Source organism: Klebsiella sp. ZJOU C1 (genome assembly GCF_035620215.1).
In the GTDB taxonomy this organism is placed as follows: Bacteria; Pseudomonadota; Gammaproteobacteria; order Enterobacterales; family Enterobacteriaceae; genus Klebsiella; species Klebsiella variicola.
Window position 1 is genome coordinate 4,507,986 of the sequence record NZ_CP141644.1, and the last position, 22,468, is coordinate 4,530,453.

General features: G+C 61.8%; 15 protein-coding genes. 2 read left to right on the forward strand and 13 right to left on the reverse strand.

Annotated features, from left to right (window positions below):
• A complete protein-coding gene (gene cobD / locus SPE70_RS21555; RefSeq protein ID WP_032733763.1) occupies nucleotides 1-1,077 on the reverse strand; it encodes a threonine-phosphate decarboxylase CobD in 1,077 nt (358 codons plus the stop codon).
• 17 nt (nucleotides 1,078-1,094) lie between these two features.
• Nucleotides 1,095-2,348 carry an N-acetylmuramoyl-L-alanine amidase AmiC gene (gene amiC / locus SPE70_RS21560; RefSeq protein WP_008806319.1) on the reverse strand — a complete coding sequence of 418 codons (1,254 nt, stop codon included), beginning with the start codon at nucleotides 2,346-2,348 and terminating at the stop codon, nucleotides 1,095-1,097.
• A gap of 227 nt (nucleotides 2,349-2,575) precedes the next feature.
• On the opposite strand from amiC, the gene argA reads away from it, so the two are divergent.
• Nucleotides 2,576-3,907: an amino-acid N-acetyltransferase gene (argA, locus tag SPE70_RS21565; RefSeq protein ID WP_004149616.1), complete on the forward strand. Its 1,332-nt coding sequence runs from the start codon at nucleotides 2,576-2,578 to the stop codon at nucleotides 3,905-3,907.
• Between the two features lie 231 nt (nucleotides 3,908-4,138).
• Nucleotides 4,139-4,459, forward strand: a complete 321-nt coding sequence (locus SPE70_RS21570; protein ID WP_008806320.1) for a hypothetical protein — start codon at nucleotides 4,139-4,141, stop codon at nucleotides 4,457-4,459.
• 59 nt (nucleotides 4,460-4,518) lie between these two features.
• Here the strand turns inward: SPE70_RS21570 and recD are convergent, their stop codons facing one another.
• The 11 genes from recD to ptsP form a co-directional block, all read right to left on the reverse strand.
• On the reverse strand, nucleotides 4,519-6,363 hold the full coding sequence (gene recD, locus SPE70_RS21575) for an exodeoxyribonuclease V subunit alpha (protein ID WP_008806321.1): 1,845 nt from the start codon (nucleotides 6,361-6,363) through the stop codon (nucleotides 4,519-4,521).
• Nucleotides 6,360-9,896 (reverse strand): exodeoxyribonuclease V subunit beta, encoded by a 3,537-nt coding sequence (recB, locus tag SPE70_RS21580; RefSeq protein ID WP_032733764.1) that lies wholly within the window; start codon nucleotides 9,894-9,896, stop codon nucleotides 6,360-6,362. Before recB ends, recD begins: the two co-directional genes overlap by 4 nt.
• The gene (ptrA, locus tag SPE70_RS21585; RefSeq protein ID WP_008806323.1) at nucleotides 9,893-12,778 is read right to left on the reverse strand and encodes a pitrilysin; all 2,886 of its coding nucleotides are present in this window, start codon (nucleotides 12,776-12,778) and stop codon (nucleotides 9,893-9,895) included. The genes recB and ptrA overlap by 4 nt, the downstream gene beginning before the upstream one ends.
• A 120-nt stretch (nucleotides 12,779-12,898) precedes the next feature.
• On the reverse strand, nucleotides 12,899-16,276 hold the full coding sequence (gene recC / locus SPE70_RS21590; protein ID WP_324726407.1) for an exodeoxyribonuclease V subunit gamma: 3,378 nt from the start codon (nucleotides 16,274-16,276) through the stop codon (nucleotides 12,899-12,901).
• 12 nt (nucleotides 16,277-16,288) lie between these two features.
• Nucleotides 16,289-16,612, reverse strand: coding sequence for a prepilin-type N-terminal cleavage/methylation domain-containing protein (locus SPE70_RS21595; protein ID WP_008806325.1), 324 nt, complete (start codon nucleotides 16,610-16,612; stop codon nucleotides 16,289-16,291).
• Nucleotides 16,597-17,004: a DUF2509 family protein gene (locus SPE70_RS21600; RefSeq protein ID WP_012967286.1), complete on the reverse strand. Its 408-nt coding sequence runs from the start codon at nucleotides 17,002-17,004 to the stop codon at nucleotides 16,597-16,599. The genes SPE70_RS21595 and SPE70_RS21600 overlap by 16 nt, the downstream gene beginning before the upstream one ends.
• Entirely contained in the window at nucleotides 17,001-17,558 is a 558-nt protein-coding gene (locus SPE70_RS21605) for a prepilin peptidase-dependent protein (protein ID WP_012967285.1), read from the reverse strand. The genes SPE70_RS21600 and SPE70_RS21605 overlap by 4 nt, the downstream gene beginning before the upstream one ends.
• Nucleotides 17,555-18,106, reverse strand: a complete 552-nt coding sequence (locus SPE70_RS21610; RefSeq protein WP_016161770.1) for a prepilin peptidase-dependent protein — start codon at nucleotides 18,104-18,106, stop codon at nucleotides 17,555-17,557. Before SPE70_RS21610 ends, SPE70_RS21605 begins: the two co-directional genes overlap by 4 nt.
• A gap of 187 nt (nucleotides 18,107-18,293) precedes the next feature.
• Nucleotides 18,294-19,088 carry a thymidylate synthase gene (thyA, locus tag SPE70_RS21615; RefSeq protein ID WP_008806329.1) on the reverse strand — a complete coding sequence of 265 codons (795 nt, stop codon included), beginning with the start codon at nucleotides 19,086-19,088 and terminating at the stop codon, nucleotides 18,294-18,296.
• A 6-nt stretch (nucleotides 19,089-19,094) separates the two neighbouring features.
• Nucleotides 19,095-19,970 (reverse strand): prolipoprotein diacylglyceryl transferase, encoded by an 876-nt coding sequence (lgt, locus tag SPE70_RS21620; RefSeq protein ID WP_002915934.1) that lies wholly within the window; start codon nucleotides 19,968-19,970, stop codon nucleotides 19,095-19,097.
• Nucleotides 19,971-20,215: 245 nt separating this feature from the next.
• A complete protein-coding gene (gene ptsP / locus SPE70_RS21625) occupies nucleotides 20,216-22,462 on the reverse strand; it encodes a phosphoenolpyruvate--protein phosphotransferase (protein ID WP_008806330.1) in 2,247 nt (748 codons plus the stop codon).
• Between the last annotated feature and the right edge of the window lie 6 nt (nucleotides 22,463-22,468).

A 22,468-nucleotide genomic window follows, 5' to 3' on the forward strand; every position in this document is an offset into this window, starting at 1 on the left:
TCAGGCCAGCGCCCGGCGCAGCGCCGCCAGCAGCTGGTCGTTTTCGCTGGCGCTACGGATCGCCACCCGGAAATAACGGCTATCCAACCCCGGGTAGTTGGCGCAGCTGCGGATCAGCACATGCTGGCGCAACAGGGCGTATTGCAGGTCAAGCCCTTGCCTGTCGCAGCGCAAGAACAGGTAGTTAGCACGCCCGGGCCACACGGTCAGCCCGGTAATCTCTTTCAGTCGTGAATAGAAACGCGCCCCCTCCTCCTGCAGCCACTGCCAGGTGGCCCGCTGATACGCCCGGTCCTGGAGGATGATCTCTCCGGCCAGGGCGGCATAGGCATTGATGGACCACGGCATTTGTCGCTCGCGCAGCCGGGCCACTGCCTGGGCGTCAGCGTTGAGCAGGTAGCCAAGACGCAGCCCAGGAATGGCATAAAATTTGGTGAGAGAACGCAGAACCCAGACGTGCGGGTGCTGCGCCAGCAGAGGAATAAACCCCGGCTGGTCGGGGATAAAGTCGAGGAAGGCCTCATCGAGGATCAGGCTGATGTTCAGGGCCCGACAGCGCTGCGCAATGGCTTCCAGTAGGCCCCGCTCCGGCAGCAGGCCGGTGGGGTTGTTCGGGGTGCAAAGAAACAGGCAGTCCAGCGCCGGAGTCAGGGCATCGAGGATGGCGTCAGTCAGCTGCCAGCCATCGCACTCCCGGAGGGCATACTCCACCACCTCGCAGTCCACCGTCTGCAGCGCCCGCCGGTACTCCGCGAAACCAGGAATGACGATCATCGCCCGCCGCGGCTTAAGGCCGTGGACGAGGGTGAAGATCGATTCAGTTTCGCCGTTGCCGGCAAGGATATGTGCCGCCGGCAGCTGATGGTGGGCAGCCAGCGCCTGATGCAGCTGTTGATATTCAACGTCAGGGTAGCGCTCGGCGCAGCCTGGGTTGTCGACGATCGCCTGCCTGAGCGAAGCTGGCATCCCCAGCGGATTGATGTTGGCGCTAAAATCCAGCAGCTCGCCGGGCGCAATACCCAGCAGGGCGGCGGCCTCGCGGATGTTACCGCCATGGGCGCTTTTCAGTAAGGCCATATCCCTTTCCTGTGTGGTTATCCGCGACGGGCCAGCGTCGCGCCGTCGGCGAAGTAGGCTTTAATCCCGGCGAGGATCGACTCGGCTACCTCCTGCTGGAATTTGGCCGTTTTCAGCTTCCGCTCTTCTTCCACGTTGCTGATAAACGCCGTCTCCACCAGAATGGAGGGGATATCCGGCGCCTTCAGCACCGCAAAGCCCGCCTGCTCTACCCGATTTTTGTGCAGGTTATTGATATTGCCCATTTTCTCCAGCACCGCCTTGCCAAATTTGAGGCTATCGGCGATGGTGAGGGACTGCACCATATCGAACATGGTGTGGTCGACATAGCGGTCGCCGCTCTTGCTGACCCCACCGATCAGATCCGAGGCGTTCTGCGTCTGGGCGAGATATTTTGCCGCGGTACTGGTGGCCCCCCTGGTGGAGAGGGCAAACACTGAGGAGCCGCTGGGCTGGCGGCTGGTAAAGGCGTCGGCGTGAATCGATACGAACAGGTCGGCGCGCTGCTTCTGCGCCTTGGCGACACGCACCTTCAACGGGATAAACACGTCTTCGTTGCGGGTCATATAGGCCTTCATATTGCCTTCTTTGTCGATCAGCGCCCGGAGGCGGCGGGCAATCTGCAGCACCACATCTTTCTCGCGGGTGCGATACTTCCCCACGGCGCCGGAGTCTTCGCCGCCGTGTCCGGGATCGAGCATAATGACAATCGGCCGGTCACGCCCGGCTTTGCCCGGCTGCGGTCCGCTTTGCGCCGGCGGCACCTGACGCTCCAGATCGCCTTTGTTGTAATCCTCGAGCAGCGCCAGCAGCGGATCCTGAACATCGGTGGCGTTGGCGGGGTAGAGGTCCATCACCAGACGCTCTTTAAAGCCGGCCACCGGCGCGAGGGCAAACAGCTGCGGCTTGACGTTCTGCTTGAGCTCAAAAACCATGCGCACGGTTTGCGGATCAAACTGGCCCACGCGGGCGGACTGAATAAAGGGGTCGTCATCGCGGATCTGCCCCCCCATGCCCTTCAGCACAGAGTTAAGGTTAACCCCTTCCAGATCCACCACCACCCGCTCCGGGTTACTGAGGGCAAACTGCCGGTATTTCAGCACATGATTCGATTCTACCGTGACGCGCGTGTAGGTCGATGCTGGCCAGACGCGAACAGCGACCACCCGCGCATCGGCAGCCAGCCCCACAGGGCTCACGCTCATTAACCACATGGCGCCCGCGCCCTGCAGCAGACGGCGACGGCTTAATCCAGAGTTGTTTCCCGACATGCCACTCCCAAGCAATAAAAACGCATTTGTACCCAAAACAAACAGATTGACCAGAAACTTTAACGAAAGGCATATAACCTGTCATCTATAAAAGGGTAAACATTCATTGACACCCTGCGCCGGGTCACATGTTTTTCGTGGCTTAGCCTAAAATTGGCACTTGCGTTTAACAGCAAAACAGAATAAAAATACAATAATTACGAATAATCATGCATTGAGGGTTTGTCATGGTGAAGGAACGTCGCACTGAACTGGTAGAAGGATTCCGCCATTCTGTTCCCTATATTAATGCCCATCGGGGAAAAACGTTTGTCATCATGCTGGGCGGCGAAGCCATTGAGCATGAAAATTTCTCAAATATTGTCAATGACATAGGATTATTGCATAGCCTGGGCATTCGCCTGGTCGTGGTCTATGGCGCCCGCCCGCAGATTGACGCTAACCTCGCCGAGCACCACCACGAGCCGGTCTATCACAAGCAGACGCGAGTGACTGACGCTAAAACGCTTGAGCTGGTTAAGCAGGCGGCGGGGATGCTGCAGCTGGAGATCACCGCCCGCCTGTCGATGAGCCTCAACAACACCCCGCTGCAGGGGGCCCATATCAACGTCGTCAGCGGCAACTTTATCATCGCCCAGCCGCTGGGCGTCGATGACGGCGTCGATTATTGCCACAGCGGACGCATTCGCCGCATTGACGAAGAGGCGATTCATCGTCAGCTCGACAGCGGCGCCATTGTCCTGATGGGGCCGGTCGCGGTGTCGGTCACCGGCGAGAGCTTTAACCTGACTTCGGAAGAGATCGCCACCCAGCTGGCCATCAAGCTGAAGGCGGAGAAAATGATCGGCTTCTGTTCGTCGCAAGGGGTTTACAACCAGGCCGGAGAAATCGTCTCCGAACTGTTCCCTAATGAAGCGCAGGCCCGCGTCGAAGAGCTGGAAGCGGACGAAGATTATAACTCCGGCACCGTGCGCTTCCTGCGCGGGGCCGTGAAGGCCTGCCGCAGCGGCGTGCGGCGCTGCCACCTGATCAGCTATCAGGAAAATGGCGCGCTGCTGCAGGAGCTGTTCTCACGCGACGGCATCGGCACCCAGATCGTCATGGAGAGCGCGGAGCAGATCCGCCGGGCGACCATCAACGATATCGGCGGTATTCTTGAGCTGATAAGCCCGCTTGAGCAGCAGGGCATCCTGGTGCGCCGCTCCCGCGAGCAGCTGGAGATGGAGATCGACAAATTCACCATTATTCAGCGCGATAACACCACTATCGCCTGCGCTGCCCTCTATCCTTTCCCGGAAGAGAAGATCGGCGAAATGGCCTGCGTGGCGGTGCATCCGGATTACCGGAGCTCGTCGCGGGGAGAGGTGCTTCTGGAGCGTATTGCCGCTCAGGCCAGACAGATGGGACTGAGCAAGCTGTTCGTGCTAACCACCCGCAGCATCCACTGGTTCCAGGAGCGCGGCTTCACGCCGGTGGATATCGACCTGCTGCCGGAGAGTAAAAAGCAGATGTATAACTATCAGCGCCGGTCGAAGGTGCTGATGGCCGACCTCGCTTAGGCCCTTCTTCACCCTTTCTAACGGCCCGGGATAGCGCGACGCTTATCGCTTTATCCTGGGCCGGTCTCCCGCCACTCTTCGCGCCAGCGCTCGTCTGCGGTACGCGGGCGAAATTCCTGGTTTCCGCACAGGCCATTTCTTTCTCGCTGGCTCACCGATATGCTATTGGCTGTCGACAGGACGTCGACTGGCGCCACGGCCGCCACCCGCCCTGCAAGGATCGCTGAAATAATGGAAACCAAACCGAACTGGCTGGTCAGACATATCAACCTCATTACCGCCGCGGTCGCCCTCTATCCGTGGTTGCTGATGATATTGCTGCTCTGGGATAACCAGCGCCATCATCAGCATGGTTATGCCGCGCTCGGCGCCGCCATCGCGATATTATTCCTGCTGGCCCTGACGTCCGGCATGAATGTTCTCATCTCCTCGCTGGTGATTTTTGTTGCCCGCTGTTCCACCCCACCGCTGGCCAGCGGCGCGGCAGTCCGCTTTTGCGCCATGAACTCGATATCGGTGCTCTGGCTCATCCCCCTGGTCTTCAGCTACTGATTTTTCTGCCAGTCCGGGCAACGGGCTGCATTATTTTCCCATCGCCCGGATGCGGCCTCTCAGGGGGCTTCGCGCCCGGCGAAAATCTCCGCCAGGCCGCTGCGCCGCTCGGTGCGCGTCACAATGGCCTGGGAGAGCACCTGCTCGTCGGCATAGAGTGACAATCGCTGTTTCGCACGGGTGATCGCCGTGTAGACCAGTTCGCGGGTCACCAGCGGGACGCTGCGCGCCGGCAGGATCAGCGCCGCATGTTCGAACTCGGAGCCCTGCGATTTATGCACGGTCATCGCCCAGGCGGTATCATGCTCCGGCAGGCGACTCGGTTGCACCGACTTGATGGTGCCGTCGGGCATCAGGAACCACACCCGCAGCTCGCCGTTGCGCTCCAGCGCTATGCCGATATCGCCGTTAAACAGCCCCAGCGCGCTGTCGTTGCGCGATATCATGATCGGTCGGCCGTCATACCAGCGGGAGTGGCGCGGCAGGGCGATCGCCCGCTGGCGGTTGAGCCGCTGCTCCAGCCGCTCATTGACGCCGCTCACGCCGTACGGCCCTTCACGCAGCGCGCACAGCAGCTGGAATTCGCTGAAAGCGGCCAGCATGGCCTGCGGTTCGGCCCGCTCGCGGCGCAGCTGCAGGTAGCGTTCATAGCCCTGCTGGGCCGCGCCGAGCATGGCCTCGTACTCTTCAGTCGTGCTGAGGGGATGAAGCGCGATATCGTCAAACGGCTGGCGCAGCGTGGCCTTCACCTCCGCGCGCGCGCCAGCATTCACCGCCCGCGCCAGGCTCCCGATGCCGGAGTGACTGCCGAAGCGATAGCTCTTTTGCAGCAGGCACAAGCTGTCTCTCAGCGCGCCAGCGATAGCCCCCTCGCCCGCCGGCACCGGCGAACCGGTCAGCCGGGTCAGCTCCTGCGCCCGCGCGGCAGTGTAGCCCGAGCTCGCCCAGGCGCAGATATCCCCCAGCACCGCCCCCGCTTCCACGGAGGCCAGCTGGTCGCGATCGCCGAGGAAAATCACCCGCCCGTGGGCCGGCAGCGCGTCGATAAGCCGCGACATCATCGGCAGGTCAATCATCGAGGCTTCATCCACGACCAGCACATCCAGATGCAGCGGGTTGCCGGCGTGATAGCGCATGCGCTGGCTGCCGGGCTGGGCGCCCAGCAGACGATGCAGCGTGCTGGCCTCGGTGGGAATTAACGCTTTCTGCGCATCGGTCAGCGGCAGCTTTCTCAGCGCCGCGCCCAGCGATTCGGTCAGGCGCGCCGCCGCTTTCCCCGTCGGTGCCGCCAGGCGAATACGACAGCGTGGACTGTCGTCAATCTGGATCAGCGCCGCCAGAAGCTTCGCCACGGTGGTGGTTTTCCCGGTCCCGGGACCACCGGAGATCACCGAGATACGGCGGGTCAGCGCCACCGCCGCGGCCACTTTTTGCCAGTCGGTTTCGCCAGTGGCGGGAAACAGCGCATTTAGCGTTGACGCCAGCCGCGCCTCATCCATCTCCAGCACCCGGTTGGCTTCGTTAAAGAAGCGGGCGACGGTCAGCTCGTTGCGCCACATCCGGTTCAGATAGAGCCGGTCGCCGCACAAAATCATCGGCGCCGGAGCATCGCCGCAGCTCACCGCCGACGAAGCGAGCAGCAGCGCGGGCCAGTCCTCCGGCGCGCCGGCTTCGGCCAGCAGCCGATCGCGGATCTCCCCCGCTTTTCCGCTCAGCGCCTCGTCGCCGCTCAACCGCGACAGCGGCAGGCAAACGTGCCCCTCGCCAGCATCCCGGCTCAGCAAGGCCGCCGCCAGCATGACCGCCGGCGGGTCGTTTTGCGCCACCATCAGGGCAAACTGGACGTCCAGCGGCCGCAGCAGACGCTGCTCCACCGCAGCCAGCAGTAATTGTTCGAAAGTCATGAGGCCTCCTCCTGAGTTTCTCCGGCAAAAAGCTGATCCAAACCGTCAATCAGCGGTCTCACCGGCCGGGTGGTGAAGATCCCCTGCCCCCCCTCCTGCCCGTCCATGCCGCGCAGGAAAAGATAAATCACGCCGCCGAAGTGGCGGTCATAGTCATAATCGGCCAGCCGGTGGCGCAGATAGCGGTGCAGCGCCAGGCTGTACAACTGATACTGCAGATCGTAGCGGTGGGCACGCATCGCCTGCTCCATTGCCGGCCGGGTGTAGGCCTCGCGGTCTTCCCCCAGCCAGTTGGATTTGTAATCCAGCAGGTAATAACGGCCTTCGTGGCGGAAGACCAGATCGATAAAGCCCTTCAGCATGCCACGCACCTGGCGGAAATCCAGCGGTGGCGTGTCGGCGGAGAGGGGATCGTACTGGCGGATAAGCGCGTCAAGGCGCTCCGCCGTCAGCAGCTGAGCGATAGGCAGATAAAACGCCATCTCCACCTGTTTATCCCGCGCCGCAAGCTGATTGAGCGCAATATCCGCTCCCGGCAGGCGAGTCTTCAGCACGCCCCCCAGCCAGTCGGTCAGCACCGGCGCCCACTGCGCGTCAAACCCGCTCAGCTGCAGCTTCTCCGCCATCCATCCGTCCGGCACCGGCTGGGTGAAGTCCAGCTCCTCAAACAGGCTGTGCAGGAAGGTCCCCGGCGCGGCGCCGCGCGGAAACTGGTGCGGAGTCAGCTGCGGCTCTTCCACGACTTCGCCGACGCCGGCGGCATCGACATCCAGACGCGGCAGCAGATCCTGCCCGCCGCTGAAACCATGCTGTTGCAGTCCGGAGTAGCTGGTCACCCGCCAGTCGTCGGCGATGCGGCGCTGCAGCTCGCGCGCCGACAGCGGGGGGATGGTCGCCGCGGGCGCCTGCCACGGGGTCAGATCCAGCTCGCCCGGTCTCTGTAATGCAATATCGCCATGACAGAAGTCCGCCAGCCGCGCGGCCAGCCCGGCGGCGTCCATGGCTTCGCCCGCCTGCAACAGCCGCCCCAGCGCGCTGAGGTGGAAATCGCTGTTGCCGGATTTCCGGCTGCTGAGCGGCGCCACGCCGAGGCTGCAGTGCCAGACCGCACGGGTCAGGGCGACGTATAGCAGGCGCAGATCTTCCGCCAGCCGTTCCGCCTCCGCCAGCTCGAGACTGGCCTCATCCTGGCCCAGATCCAGTACCGCCGCGAACGTCTCGCGATCGTGGTAGAACGCCTGGTCCTGTTTACGAAACCGGGCGATAAACGGCAGCCAGACCAGGGGGTACTCCAGCCCTTTTGACTTGTGAATGGTGACAATTTGCACGAGGTGCTTATCGCTTTCGAGACGCATCTGCTGGCTGGCGGCGTTGCTGTCCGGCTCGGCGATATGCTGCGCCAGCCAGCGCACCAGGGCATGCTCGCTTTCCAGCTGGCTGGCCGCCTCCTGCAGCAGTTCGCTGATATGCAGAATGTCGGTTAAGCGCCGCTCGCCGCCGCGGGTCGCCAGCAGATTCTCGGCGATATGCCGGGCCGTCATCAACGCCCGCAGCATCGGCATCACTCCGCGCTGACGCCAGATCTGGCGGTATTCGCTGAACTCTTCCACCAGCGCGTCCCACGCCTGCTCATCCTGGTTCAGGTTTTCAATATCCAGCGCGGTCAGGCCAAACATCGAGGTCGCCAGCGCGCTGCGCAGGGTATTTTCCCGCTCCGGGGCCAGCACCGCCTGCAGCAGCCAGAGCAGCTCCTGGGCCTCCAGCGTCTCAAAAACGCTGTCGCGGTTAGAGAGGTAGACCGAGGGGATGCCCAGCGTCTGCAGCGCTTCACGCACCTGCGCCGCCTCCAGCCGGTTGCGCACCAGCACGGTGATATCCGAGGCCTGCACCGGGCGCGAGGTTTCCCCGCGCCACAGCAGCGCGCGCCCCTGCTGCCCGGCGCTCAGCCAGTCGCGGATCTGCGTGGCGCAGAGCTGCGCCATAAACGTTTGATAATCGCCAGACCCGACGGTGTCGCCGGGCATCAGCCAGACGTTCATCGCCGGTACGTCCGCCGCGTCAACGGTAAAGCGCAGCCCCTGATTCTTTGCCGCCGCCTTCACCGGCAGAAACGGGATCTCGCGGAACATGAAGGGGTTATCGCTGAGGCTGAACAGCCGATTGACGCTGCCCACCATGCCCGGCGAGGAGCGCCAGTTGGTATCGAGGGTGTAGTGCGCGGCAACGTCGCCGCGCGCTTTCATATAGGTAAAGATATCGGCGCCGCGAAAGGCGTAGATGGCCTGTTTCGGATCGCCGATCAGCAGCAGCGCCGTCTCCGGCTGCTGGCGCCAGATGCGGCGAAAAATCCGGTACTGCTGGGGGTCGGTGTCCTGAAATTCGTCGATCATCGCCACCGGAAAACGCTGGCGAATGGCGCTGGCCAGCGCCTCGCCGCTGTCGCCGCGCAGCGCCTCGTCAAGCCGGCTGAGCATATCGTCAAACCCCAGCTCGCCGCGGCGGCGCTTTTCGCGGGCGACCGCATCGCGGATCTCGACCATCGCTCTCGCCAGCACCAGATCGGTGAGTGTCAGCGAGGAGGCCAGCAGCGACTCCACGGCGCTAAACAGGGGATGCACCGGTGGTTCGCCACCGGCTTTGGTGCGCTCGAGCAGAAACGACTGGGCAAATTTCTCCAGCGCGTCGGGCAGCTGGTAGCTTAACGTCTCTTCCTGCGCCCAGGCGTTCACTTTCTCAAGCCATTTGCCCTGGTTGCCACGATTGTATTTCCGCCGGTCGAGCCCGGAATTTTCCAGCACGCCTTCGATCTCGCCCACCTGCTCGCGCCACTGCTGCTTGAGCGAGTCAATGCGGCCGATGATCTGCTGATGGCGTTCAGCCAGCGTCTCGTCGGGGGCCGGCGGCGACTTAAGCTGCGGCGCTTCGCCCTGCAGCCAGCGGTCAAGAGACTTCAGCAGATCGCGCGGCCCTTTCCAGACGTCGTGGATCACCGCCGCGATATCGCGGGTCAGCGGATAGCAGTGGCGGCGCCAGAAGTCAGCGCAGGCCTGATAGCGCAGGCGGGATTCATCCTCGATCAGTTGCTGCTCGAACAGCATGCCCGACTCGAAGGCGTTAAGGCTCAGCATCCGTTGGCAAAAGCCGTGGATGGTGAATACCGCCGCCTCGTCCATCTGCCGTTCAGCCAGCAGCAGCGTCTTCGCGGCGTCGTCTTTATCATCGATCTCCGCCAGCAGCGCGCTGTAGAGCGGATTGTCGGATTCGCCGCGCAGGCAGGCGATGCGCAGTTCGTGGATGTTGCTGCGGATACGCCCGCGCAGCTCTTCGGTCGCCGCCTCGGTAAAGGTCACCACCAGCAGCTCTTCAACGCTGATAGCGCGGGAATAGGCGGACTCGCCGCCCAGCCCCAGCAGCAGCCGCAGATACAGCGCGGCGATGGTAAAGGTTTTTCCGGTGCCCGCAGAGGCTTCTATCAGGCGCTCACCCCTCAGGGGCAAGCGCAGGGGATCCAAAGACTCAGCGGTGTCGGTCATTCATTCTCTCGCATCAGGGGTAAGGATTGCTGCAATGCGCTGACGTTTTCCCACACTTTGCCGCCTTTCGGCTGGGCATAGTCCGCTTTGCCATTCTGGCTACCGGAAATCTGGGACAATATCGTCATGCCCTGCGGATCCACCACCGTCTGATGGAAGAAGTCGGCAAGTTTTTGCGGCGTCAGCAGTTTAATCTGAGCCACTACTTTATCACGTGAATCAAAACGCATATTACCGCGATCGAAATCTTTGCTCAGTTTCGAGGCTTCATCGCCCAGCGTCTGCGGCGCCTGCAGCATCTGGCTTATCACCGCCTGCTGGAGCTGAGCAAACTCTTCCGGCTTCATCGCCCGCAGCTTCGCCTCCGCGGTGGGAAAGAAGGCCTGGAACCGCTGCCAGAGGAAGGCCGGCTGCTTATCGCTACTCTGCAGCAGGAAGCCCATGCCCCACTGGCGCCCCACGTTCATCGGGAAGGCAAAGACCGCATAGCCGAGCTGCTCTTCGGTACGCAGCTGGTTGTAGAACCACGGCTGAATAATCTGCCCCAGCAGGGTGCTGGCGGCGGTGCTGCTGAACTCATCCACGTTGGGCGGCGCGAACACCGCGGCCAGCGCGGAGTCGGTGCTGTTGCCCGCTTTGTTGAAGATCGCCAGCTGCTGCCGGTTCACCACCACGTCTTTATTGCGGCACCATTCGTTGCCGTCAGCGCCCAGCTGCTGCTGGATCTGGCGGGCCAGCGTCGTGGCGGCATCGGCGGTCATATTGCCGATCACCATCAGTTCAGGACGCCCCTTGGTTTTCAGGTTGGCGCGGTAGTCGAGCACCTCTTTAAGAGTGATGGAGGGCAGCAGCGCCCGGCGCACTTCGCGCTGGAAGTACGGCACCTGGGAGACCATCTGGATCGGCATTATCGCCTGATCGTAGGCTTTGCCTTTCTCGGCGGAGTCCATCATCTGCGCATACCAGGATTTGGCCTGCTCCAGCTGCTCCTCGGTCGGCGTATAGCTGAAGTATCCCTGCAACAGATCGCTGAACAGTGCCGGAAGGTGCTGGGTATAGCCGTTGGCATTAACCATTAATCCGTTATTAGCGCCGGTGGAGAACGAAATGCCGCCGACCGCCGCCTGGTTACTGAGCTGATCGAGGGCGATGCCGGCGAGATAATCGTTGAGGGCAAACATCACCTGCCGGCGAGCGCTGTCCATCGCCTGGGGATTACGCAGCACCAGGGAGATATCCGCCTTCGGCTCGCTGGCAAAATACTGGCTCGGGGCATACACCACCCGCAGCGTCGGTTCATCAAGGATCAGCTGCGGATGCGGCCAGGCTTTATCGCTTTTGATGAGGGTGAAATCATCCGGAATATAGGGGTTGAGCACCGGCAGCTGCAGCTGGATGGCCTGCGATTTTTGCTGCCAGTCAGCGAACGTCTGCTCGCTAATCTTATCCACCTGATACGGCGCATCGACAAAATAGGCCGTCTTGTTATGCGGCTCCTGGGGGCTGATATACCAGATACGGGCGTTCTGTGGGGTCATCATCGCCAGCCGGTCTTTGATCGCCTGCGGGTCGTACTGGTCGGCAATATTCACCACGTCCAGCGCATGCTCGACCGGCACCCGGATCATGGTATCCGCCAGCCATTCCACGTAGTCCATGTCGCGGTTGATCGACGGATAGCGGAAATCCAGCGCCAGCACATGCGCCAGTTCATCGAAGTACCGTTTGTCGATGCCCTGAGTACGCAGGAGGTCGAGATAGCTGAAAATGGCCGCCGTCACTTCGTCGCGGTGCGCCAGGCCTTTATCGGTGAGGGTGGCAGAGATCGCCAGTACGCCGCTGTTGCCGTTTACCACCGGATCGGAATCGGCGCGGATACCTTCCGCCAGCCCCTGCTTTTGCAGCCAGTCGGAGAGCGTGCCCGGGCTGCGGTTGCCGATGAGATAGGTGACCAGCTCATCGGTCTTGCTGCGGAAGCGATCGCTGTTGTTGTCGATGCGAAACTCGACGCGCAGCACTTTGCGCGGCATCGCCGGCACATAGTGAATAATGATGCCTTTTTGCGCATCCGTTACCACCGGGACGGTAATTTCCGGCCTGCTGATCTGACGATTCGGCACGCGGCCAAAGGTGTCAGCAGCCATCCGCGCCAGCGCCGGCAACGGCTTGTTGCTGTAGATCACCGCTTTCATCAGGTTGGCGGAGTACCAGCTATCGCGGAAGGTATGCAGCGCATCAAGTACCGGGCTGCCGGGCTTATCGCTGAGCGTCTCGAGGTTACCACCGGAGAAGTGGGCCGCCGGGTGGGCCGGGTTGATGGTCTCCGCGCTGACCTGGGCCATGCGCATCCCGTCTCGCGTCCGGGCCATCGTCAGCTCGGCGTTGACCGCGTTACGTTCGCGGTCGGCATATTTTTTATCCAGCAGCGGCGCGGCGATGGCGTCGGCCAGGCGGTCTACGGCCCCGTCCAGCGCATCATTTTCCACTTCGAGATAAAACGCGGTGCGGTAAGGCGCGGTGCTGGCGTTATGGCTGCCGCCGTGCAGTTTAAGAAACTCTGCAAGGCTGTCAGGCTGGGGATATTTTTGCGACCCCATCAGCGTCATATGTTCCAGAAAATGCGCCAGCCCCTGATGATCGGCCGGATCCTGCAGGGATCCCACCGGCACCACCAGCGCCGACAGCGATTTCACCGCCTGCGGATCGGAAACCAGCAGCACGACCATGTCGTTATCAAGGCGGATCGCCTGATACTGACGCGTATCTTTTTCGCTTTTGCGGATCGTCTCCTGAATCGGCTGCCATCCGGTGTCGGCCTGACTAAACGGCGCCCAGAGGGCGGCCAGCACAACAAAAACCTTGAACCATAAACTGCGGGGCATTCACGAACCTCATCATTAACAAACTTGCGCTGCACAGCGTGCAGCCTTTTATGTCCATCAGTCCGTGATACGTTGCGCATAATAAATGAACCGCCATTCACTGCGCAATTTTTATACTATTTAAATTTGTGTGGACTGATGGTAACGATATAGCGGTAACAGATAACGCTGCGTCTGAGCAATAATTTCTTCGTAATGCGCCGGCTCCAGCGAACGCCACAGGCGTTGATACCAGATATCGGCGCCCTCCCCGCTGACCACCATATTACCTTCGTAGGTCTGCAGGAATTTGCTCCGCGCTTTCTGCTGCGTCTCTTCGTCCATTAAGATGACATCCTTTTCGGCGTCGTAACAGGCTTTCAGCCAGGCGCCACCGCTTTCCGGCAGCAGCAGCAGCGGCTGCGACATCCCCAGCAAATAGCCATCCACCAGCGCATTAAGGTACGCCTGCGCCTCGGCGGGCGCCAGCGCCGGGAAGCGCCACTCTCCCTCTTTCCGCACAAACAGCCGGCTCTCGCCGGTGCCGCCGCTGGCACAGTAGACAAGGTGTTCCAGCCAAAGTTGCATCCCCTGGGAGACGCTCAGCAGCGAAGGCCGCCAGCGCAGCAGACCGTCCGGCTGCACCTGCTGCAGCCAGCCGGTCAGGTTCACGCCGCCGCACTGCAGATCGATCTCCATACTCTGCGCCTGCTGGCGCTCGGCCATCACCCGCTCGGCCAGAGCCTGCATCTCCAGGCGCTGCGTCTCCCAGACCAGCTCGCCAAAGGCGCCATACGGCAGCTCGCCGGCGGCGCGGAAGCGGCGGAACATGGCTGAGTCGTCCTGCTCCTCGATAAGCGTATTGAGCAGTTGCTGATTCAGTTGATAACGGCTCAGCCCTTCAAGAGTGAAGGGCTCGTCGTCTGGAATATCGTCCTCTTCGGCGCGGAAATTGACCCGCAAACGCTGCTGAAAGAACGCGCGAACCGGGTGCTGCCAGAAGCGTAAGAGCTGCTCGAACGGCAGGCTGTCAATCGGCGGCGCGGTGAGCGGCTGTATAAAATCGCTATGCGCCTCTCCCTGCTGGCCGGCGGCGGCCAGCCATTCACGAGCGTAGCTCTTGTTCTCGTCTTCCTGGAAATTAGCGACGTCGAACGGCATGCGCGTATGCAGATGGGTGATATAGGCTTTGACCCGGGCTTCGCTGGCGTCGCAGTCAAGCTCTTCGTCGCCAGCAAGACAGTGGCTCTGGCCAATGTAATCCACCAGCTCCTGCACCAGCACCGAAGGAAAGCGCTCGCTGTTGTCCTGGATCGAACGTCCGATATAGCTGATATACAGCGTCTGTTCGGCGGACATCAGCGCTTCGAGGAACAGATAGCGGTCATCATCGCGCCGGCTGCGGTCGCCGCGCTGCGGCTTCTGGCTCATTAAATCAAAGCCCAGCGGCGGTAGCGTTCGCGGATAGACTCCGTCATTCATCCCCAGCAGGCACACCACCTTAAAGGGGATCGAACGCATCGGCATCAGGGTACAGATGTTGACCGGGCCAGCAAGAAAGCGCTGGCTGATCCGCTGCTGATCGAGACGCTGGGCCAGCTCATCGCGCAGTAGCGTCAGCGGCACCTGGTCGCCATACTGTGCTTCCAGACCGCTATCAATAACCGCCAGCCATTGTTGCTCAATCAGTGCCAGCGCCGCTTCGGTCTCGCTGTCCGGCAGGAAAAAGTCATTCAGCAGATCGCGACAGACCGGCAGCCACTCCGCCAGCGGCCGCTGCTGGGCAAGGCCGCGTCGCCACAGATTAAGCTGCATCAGCAGCGACGCGAGGTTGCCCACCAGTTCGGCGATCAAACCGCTGGATTCGTCATACGGCAGCACCGACTGCCACTCTCCCTCGCGGCTGTCCATCGCGTAGCCCAACAGCATGCGGGTGAGGCCGAACCGCCAGGTATGCTGCCCGGTCGCCGGCAGGTCCAGCTCGCGGACGTTGTCGTCATCCATTCCCCAGCGGATGCCGGACTCGTTCACCCACTGGCGCAGGTAGCGCAGCCCTTCTTCCGTGATATTAAAGCGCGCCGCCAGCACCGGCACGTCCAGCAGCGCCAGCACATCTTCGCTGGCGAAGCGGCTGTCCGGCAGCGAGAGCAGCGTGATAAACGCCTGCAGCACCGGGTGCGACTCGCGGGCGCGACGGTCGGAGATCGCCCACGGCAACCAGCGATCGCCGCTGGCCGCGCCAAACACCGCCTGAATATAGGGACTGTAGCTGTCGATATCCGCCACCATGACGATGATATCCCGCGGCGTGAGCGTCGGATCCGCCTCCAGCATCACCAGTAGCCGATCGTGCAGAACCTCCACTTCGCGCTGCGGACTGTGGCAGACGTGAATGCTCAGGCTGCGGTCATCCAGCGCCAGCGGACGTTTGTCGCGACTGTGAGCGAACGCCTCTGCGCTCTGCCCGGCCACCGCCGCGTTGCGCAGTTCGAGGATATCCGATTGCAGGTTATGCAACAGGTTATCGGGGGCAATATCGACAAAGGCGTCCAGCTCCTCATAGCGCTCCAGCCCCGCCAACAGGTAGATATAGTCGCGCCCCAGTTTGCCCCAGGAGGCGAGCAACGGGTTGCCGACATCCTGTTCCCCAGCGTCATTAAACAACCCCGGCGCCTGCTCGGTGTCGCGAAACAGGGGTAGCGCGCGCGCCTCGCGGTGATGGCGCCGCTGGCGCGACAGCAGCTTCGCCAGGAACGCCGGATCCTTAATGTCTCCCCAGTAGTAGCGGCAGGGGTTGGTAAACAAGACATAGACATCGACATGCTTACCCAACGCCTGCAGCGCCTGAAGATAGACCGGCGGCAGCGCGGAAATCCCGCAGATGAAGACGCGCGACGGCAGCCCGGCGGGCGGTTCGTCCGCTTTTTCCAGGGTACTGATAAAGCGCTGGTAGAGATTGGCGCGGTGCCACTGCGGTTGCCCCAGCTCGGCGGTATAGCTCACCAGCGCCTGCCACAGCGGCGCCTGCCACTGCTGGGCATCGCCGAGACCTTCCACCCGCTGGCCGGCCTCCCAGCGCATCAGCCACTCCGGGCGATAGACGAGGTACTGGTCATAGAGGTCCGCCACCCGGGCGGCGAGTTGAAACAGTTTGCGCTTGTCGCCGTCATCGCTCAGATACTGGCGCAGCAAGATAAAATCGTCTTCCTCCAGGTGCTGCGGCAGGAGGGTCATCAGCTTCCAGCTCATGCTCTGCTTGCTGAAGGCGCTTTCGCCAGGAATATCTTTCAGGACGCGCACGAACATGTCCCAGATAAAGCTCGCCGGCAGCGGGAACTCGATATTGGCGGCAATTCCGAAGCGCGAGGCCAGGGTCATCTGCAGCCACTGCGCCATACCGGTACTCTGCACCAGCACCATTTCGGCCTGAAAAGGGTCATCCAGCCGCTGGCGCTCGACGATAAATTCCATCAACGCCTCGAGAACATCCAGCCGGTTTGAGTGGTATACCCTTAACATAATTGCTCCTGACTACTGACTGACCGGGCAATGCAGCCGGGTCATCTGCACCCGCTTGGCAACGGGCATACTGATCGTTACCGTGATGCTGACACATCTTTGCGTCGATGTCTGCATACGGCTTACCTGCCCGCGTGCCGGCGAGGGCGGCGCGGAGAGCTGGCTATAGCGCCACGCGTCGCGCCACAGCTGACGGGTCTGGTTCAACTGGACAATTCCTTGCGCCATTCCGCGCTGATAGCCGCCCAGCGCGGTGACCGTCAGCACCATCAGCGCCATCGCCAGCACGGTCTCCGGCAGGCTAAACCCCCGCTGATGCTTCAGGGCATTTGACATAAGCTCGCCTCCCTGAGCGGGCAAAAATCGCTCCAGCCGTGGGCGGAAAAACGCACCTGCCCGCCGCGCACCTCGCCGGACTGCCAGACCTGCACCTCGCCGCTGGCGCTGCTGAGCAACAGTGAACCGTCGCCGAAGATACGCAAGCAGGCGCGCCAGCCCTGCGGCGTCTGCTCCCGGCAGGCCAGCGGCAGCTGCGCCGACCAGGCCTGTTGTTTTCCCCACTGCAGCGCCGAATGGGCTATCGCCGTATCGCGGATCGCCTGCGTTTCGCTGGCGGTTTGCGCCAGCAGCGCCCGCTGCTGCAGGTTAAGCCCCTCGAGTAACAGGCTGCCGAGGGTCAGCAACAGGAGCACCATCAGCAGCGACGACATTCCACGCTGACGGATCACAGGTTATACCCCGTCACCCGCTGCTCCACCTCGCTCGTCAGGCCCCTCTGTTGCGCGGAGCGCGCCGCCAGCGTCACGCTCAGCTCCGGCGCGAAGCCCGAGGTGACCTGACGTTGTACCGAGAAGCGCGTCACCACGATGGCGGCCGGGTTGGTGATTTTCTCCCATCCGCCCCCGCGGCAGTCGCTGGCCCCGCGCAAGGTCTCCAGCGCGCCGTCGCGCAGGCGAAAGCCGGTGCTCTCCGCCGCTGCCGCGGGGGAGGTTTCCCATCTCCCGTTGCTGTTCGCATCCCAGCGCACAATCAGACACTCGCCATCAGCGGCTAGCTCCAGCCCGGCTCCGCTGCACGCTCCCCGGCAGTACCCGGCGCGCTGGAGATGTTTTCCCACGGCATGCACGCGCTGCCACAGCTCGTTCTCCAGGGCCAGCTGTTCGCCCTGGCGCAGAATATGACGCTGCAGGGCAGGCAGAAAACGGCAGGCCCCCATCAGCAGCAGTGAGCCGATGGCCATGGCGATAAGCGCCTCCGCCAGGGAAAATCCTCGACTGTTCACTGACACCCTCCTGCGCTGTCGCTGCGGCATAAACGAATCCGCCCCCAGTGTGAGATCACAATGCTCCAGCTGCCGGCCGCGCTCTGCAGCCGCAGATTCCCCGCCCAGGCGGTGCTGCGCAGACCATAAAACCCCAGACCAGGCGTAACGCCAGCCAGCGTGATCCCCGGCCAGCGCGGGCGCAGCGTGAAGGATGTCCCCGAGGCGCATTCCGGCCCCTCCCCCTCCGCGCTCAGGCACCAGCCCACTTCGTCCTGGCCGACGCGAAGCACGCGGTCCCGGTTGTACGCGTTGGCGTCATCGCGCAGAAAGAGCAGAAAATCCCGCACCTGGACGGCGGTTTGCCACAGTTGTTGCTGCTGCTGCCAGCGCTGCCAGCCGTACAGGCCGCCGACGCTGAGGATCATCATCAGTGTCAGCGTTACCAGGGTTTCCATCAGGGTGTAGCCATGTTCTCTGTTCATGGCGTCGAGTATGCCGCGGCGGTTGACCCTGGCGCGACGACGGAAAATAGCTTTCCCGGCCAGATACGCAAAAAAGGTTTGCATACTCGACAGAGGAACATTTTTTTGCGAGCGTCTACCCAACTTCGCCCACCGCAACCGCCGGGGGGCAGTGGGCAGGCTGAAGCGACCTTATCCCTGTGGCTATGGAGATAGCCTCCATTCTGATGGTGCAAAAGGCATAAAAAAACCGGCGCCATCGGGCGCCGGTTGATCATCTCTGCAGGGGGGGTTAAATCGCCACCGGCGCTTTAATGCCCGGGTGCGGATCGTAACCTTCAATCTCGAAGTCTTCAAAACGGTAGTCGAAAATCGACGCCGGTTTGCGTTTGATGACCAGCTTCGGCAGCGGACGCGGTTCGCGGCTCAACTGCAGGTTGGTCTGCTCAAGATGGTTGCTGTACAGATGGGTGTCGCCGCCGGTCCAGACGAAATCACCGACCTGCAGATCGCACTGCTGCGCCACCATATGCACCAGCAGCGCGTAGCTGGCGATATTGAACGGCAGGCCGAGGAATACGTCGCAGGAGCGCTGATACAGCTGGCAGGAGAGCTTGCCGTCAGCGACGTAGAACTGGAAGAAGGCGTGGCACGGCGCCAGCGCCATTTTATCCAGCTCGCCGACGTTCCACGCCGAGACGATGATCCGGCGGGAGTCCGGGTCGTTTTTCAGTTGGTTCATCACCGTGGTGATCTGGTCGATATGACGACCGTCCGGCGCAGGCCAGGAACGCCACTGTTTGCCGTAGACCGGCCCCAGGTCGCCATTTTCATCTGCCCACTCGTCCCAGATGGTGACGTTGTTGTCGTGCAGATAGGCGATGTTGGTGTCGCCCTGCAGGAACCACAGCAGTTCATGGATGATGGAGCGTAAATGACAGCGCTTGGTGGTCACCAGCGGGAAGCCTTCCTGCAGGTTAAAACGCATCTGATGGCCGAAAATAGAGATCGTGCCAGTGCCGGTGCGGTCATTTTTTGGCGTGCCCTCGGTGAGCACTTTCTGCATCAAATCAAGATACTGTTTCATGGTTCCTCAAGAATTCTGTTGCTGCGGACGATGGCGGTAAGCCCAAACCATCATGATGATACCCGCAAGCACCATCGGGATCGAAAGAATCTGCCCCATGCTGATGTACTGCACCCAGCCGCCGGTGAACTGGGCGTCGGGCTGGCGGAAGAATTCCACGATGATGCGGAACAGGCCGTAGCCAATCAGGAACAGACCGGAAACGGAGCCGGTCGGGCGCGGTTTACGGATAAACAGGTTCAGGATCAGGAACAGCACCACGCCTTCCAGCGCCAGCTCGTACAGCTGCGACGCGTGACGCGGCAGCGCGCCGTAGGTATCGAACAGCGATTGCCATTCCGGATGCGTCGGCAGCAGCGCCAGGTCTTCGGCACGGGAGCCCGGGAAAATCATCGTGTAGTGGAAGCTCGGGTCCACGCGGCCCCACAGCTCACCGTTGATGAAGTTGCCCAGACGCCCGGCGCCAAGGCCAAACGGGATCAGCGGCGCGATAAAATCGGAGACCTGGAAGAAGGTGCGTTTGGTGCGTCTGGCGAAGATAATCATCACCAGGATCACGCCGATCAGGCCGCCGTGGAACGACATGCCGCCGTCCCAGACGCGGAACAGATACAGCGGATCGGCAAGAAATACCGGCAGGTTGTAAAACAGCACGTAGCCGATACGGCCGCCCAGGAAGACGCCGAGGAAGCCCGCGTAGAGCAGGTTTTCCACTTCATTTTTCGTCCAGCCGCTGCCCGGACGATTCGCCCGACGGGTGGCCAGCCACATCGCAAAGACAAAGCCCACCAGGTACATCAAACCGTACCAGTGGAGGGAGACCGGGCCTAGAGAAAAAATGACCGGATCGAACTCCGGAAAATGCAGGTAGCCACTATTCATCTGTCACCATAAAGACTTGTTATTCCGCCGAAAGTGGACAGCGGTGATGATCTATGCCCGATAAAAACGGGCACGCCGAAGGAGGCGAATCATAGCATAAGCCTGGAGTGCGATCCGCGCCGAACGTGTAAAAGATATGTATACGGATGCTAACAGAATGCCGTTTTCCCGGCGGTACCCTATTTTGCCGGATGGTGCGAGCAGAGGATCCCCGGGTTACGGCTTACGCCTCACCCGGGCTACCGCTACCGCCCGCCGCGGATCAGGCCGCCGAGACCGCGACGCTCCATAAAGGCCGCCACCTGATGGCGCACCTCAGCGGTCATCTGGGCATCAAGGCTGCGACGCGACAGCTCCTGCGCCTCTTCGATATCAATGCGGCGCAGCAGATATTTCACCCTCGCCACCGAGCGGCCGTTCATCGACAGATGGCGATAACCGAGGCCGATAAGGATCGTCACGCACATCGGGTCGCCCGCCATCTCGCCGCACAGTCGCAGATCGATGCCAAAGCGCTCCGCGTCATGGGCGATCATCGCCAGCGCCCGCAATACCGCCGGATGCAGGCTGTCATACATGCTGGCGACCCGGGTATTGTTGCGGTCGACGGCCAGCAGGTACTGGGTCAGGTCGTTCGTCCCTACCGAGATAAAATCGATCCGGCTGGCCAGCTGCGGCAGCATAAAGACCATCGACGGGACCTCCAGCATCACCCCCAGGCGCGGACGTGGGATGGCGTAGCCGATCATCTCTTCCACTTCCCGGCTGGCGCGGTCGATCAGCCGACGGGCCTCATCCACCTCCTCCAGACTGGTCACCATAGGCAGCAAAATGCTGAGGTTGCCGGTGGCGGCGTTGGCGCGCAGCATCGCTCGCACCTGGATCAAAAAGATCTCCGGCTGATCGAGGGTGATGCGGATCCCGCGCCAGCCGAGGCACGGGTTCTCTTCGCTGATCGGCATATACGGCAGCTGTTTATCCGCGCCGATGTCCAGGGTACGCAGGGTCACCGGTTTGCTGTTAAACATCTGCAGCATGCCCTGATACTGGGCGACCTGCTCCTCTTCAGAGGGGAAGCCGCTCTGCAGCATAAAGGGAATTTCGGTACGGTAGAGGCCAATGCCGTCAACAAAGCTGCCGAGCTTCTCTTCGTGCTCCGGGCTTAAGCCGGCGTTGAGCATGACTTTCACCCGCTCGCCGCTTTTCAGCTCCGACGCGCGCTGGAGATCGTCCTCCGCCAGGCGGCTGAGCTCGTTCTCTTCGCTAATAAGGCGCTGATATTCCTGCAACAGAACAGGTTCGGGATCCACCAGCAGCTCACCGCGATAGCCATCGACAATCAGCGTATGGCCATGCAGCAGAGAGGGCTGGATATCGGCGCCCATCACCGTCGGGATGCCGAGGGCGCGTACCATAATGGCGGCATGGGAGTTGGCGGCGCCATCGCGCACCACCACACCGACCAGACGATCCTGCGGCACTTCGGCAAGGGTGGTGGCCGACAGCTCGTCCGCCACGAGGATAATGCGCGCCGGCCAGGTGTTGGGCCCCTGAATGCTGTCGTCGAGATGGAATAGCAGACGCTGACCCAGGGTACGCAGATCGCCGGCCCGCTCTTTCAGATAACCGTCGCTGAGCGCGGCAAACTGTTCGGCGAACTTCTCAATGATCTTTTTGACCGCCCACTCGGCCACCGCGCCTTTGTCGACTTCGGCAAACAGCTCGCGACGCAGGCGGGCGTCGGAGAGAAGGTGCGAGTAGAGATCGAAGATCGCCGCCGTCTCTTTTTGCGCGCCGGCAGCATAGCGTTTGCTGTAGCGACGAAATTCGTTAGCCGCCTCTTCCAGCGCGCCGGTCAGGCGTTCGCGTTCCGAGGCGGTGTCCAGCGTCGAGGCTTCATACACCTGCTCCATCAGCGGCAGGCTGACGTCCATCCAGCCCTCGGCGATCGCCACCCCGGAAGAGGCCGGGAGGGCGCGAATGCGCGTCTGACGATACTGGCCGAACAGGGCGTTCAGCTGGGACTGGGAGAGGATCGCCGCCATCTGGGTGGCGAGGGTGACGAGGAAAGACTCTTCGCTTTCATCAAACTGACGCAGCTCGCGCTGCTGGACCACCAGCACGCCCAACAGCTGGCGGCGCTGAATGATCGGCACGCCAAGGAAGGCGCGGAAGCGGTCCTCTTTGACGGCAGGGATATATTTGAAGCTGGGGTGTTTTTGCGCATCGGCGAGGTTGATGGGCTCCGCCAGGCGGCCAACCAGACCCACCAGGCCTTCATCGAACGCCAGCGCAACGGTGCGCCCGCGAGGTTTTTTTAACCCGCGGGTGGCCATCAGGTAATAGCAGCGTCGGTCATTGTCAGCCAGGTAAACCGAGCAGACTTCCGTCTCCATCGCCTGGCAGACATCCGTCACCAGAATATCCAGCGCCTCGTTTAAACGCGGCGCACTCGCGACCTTCTCGACTATTTCTCGCAACCGAGTGAGCATAATGTG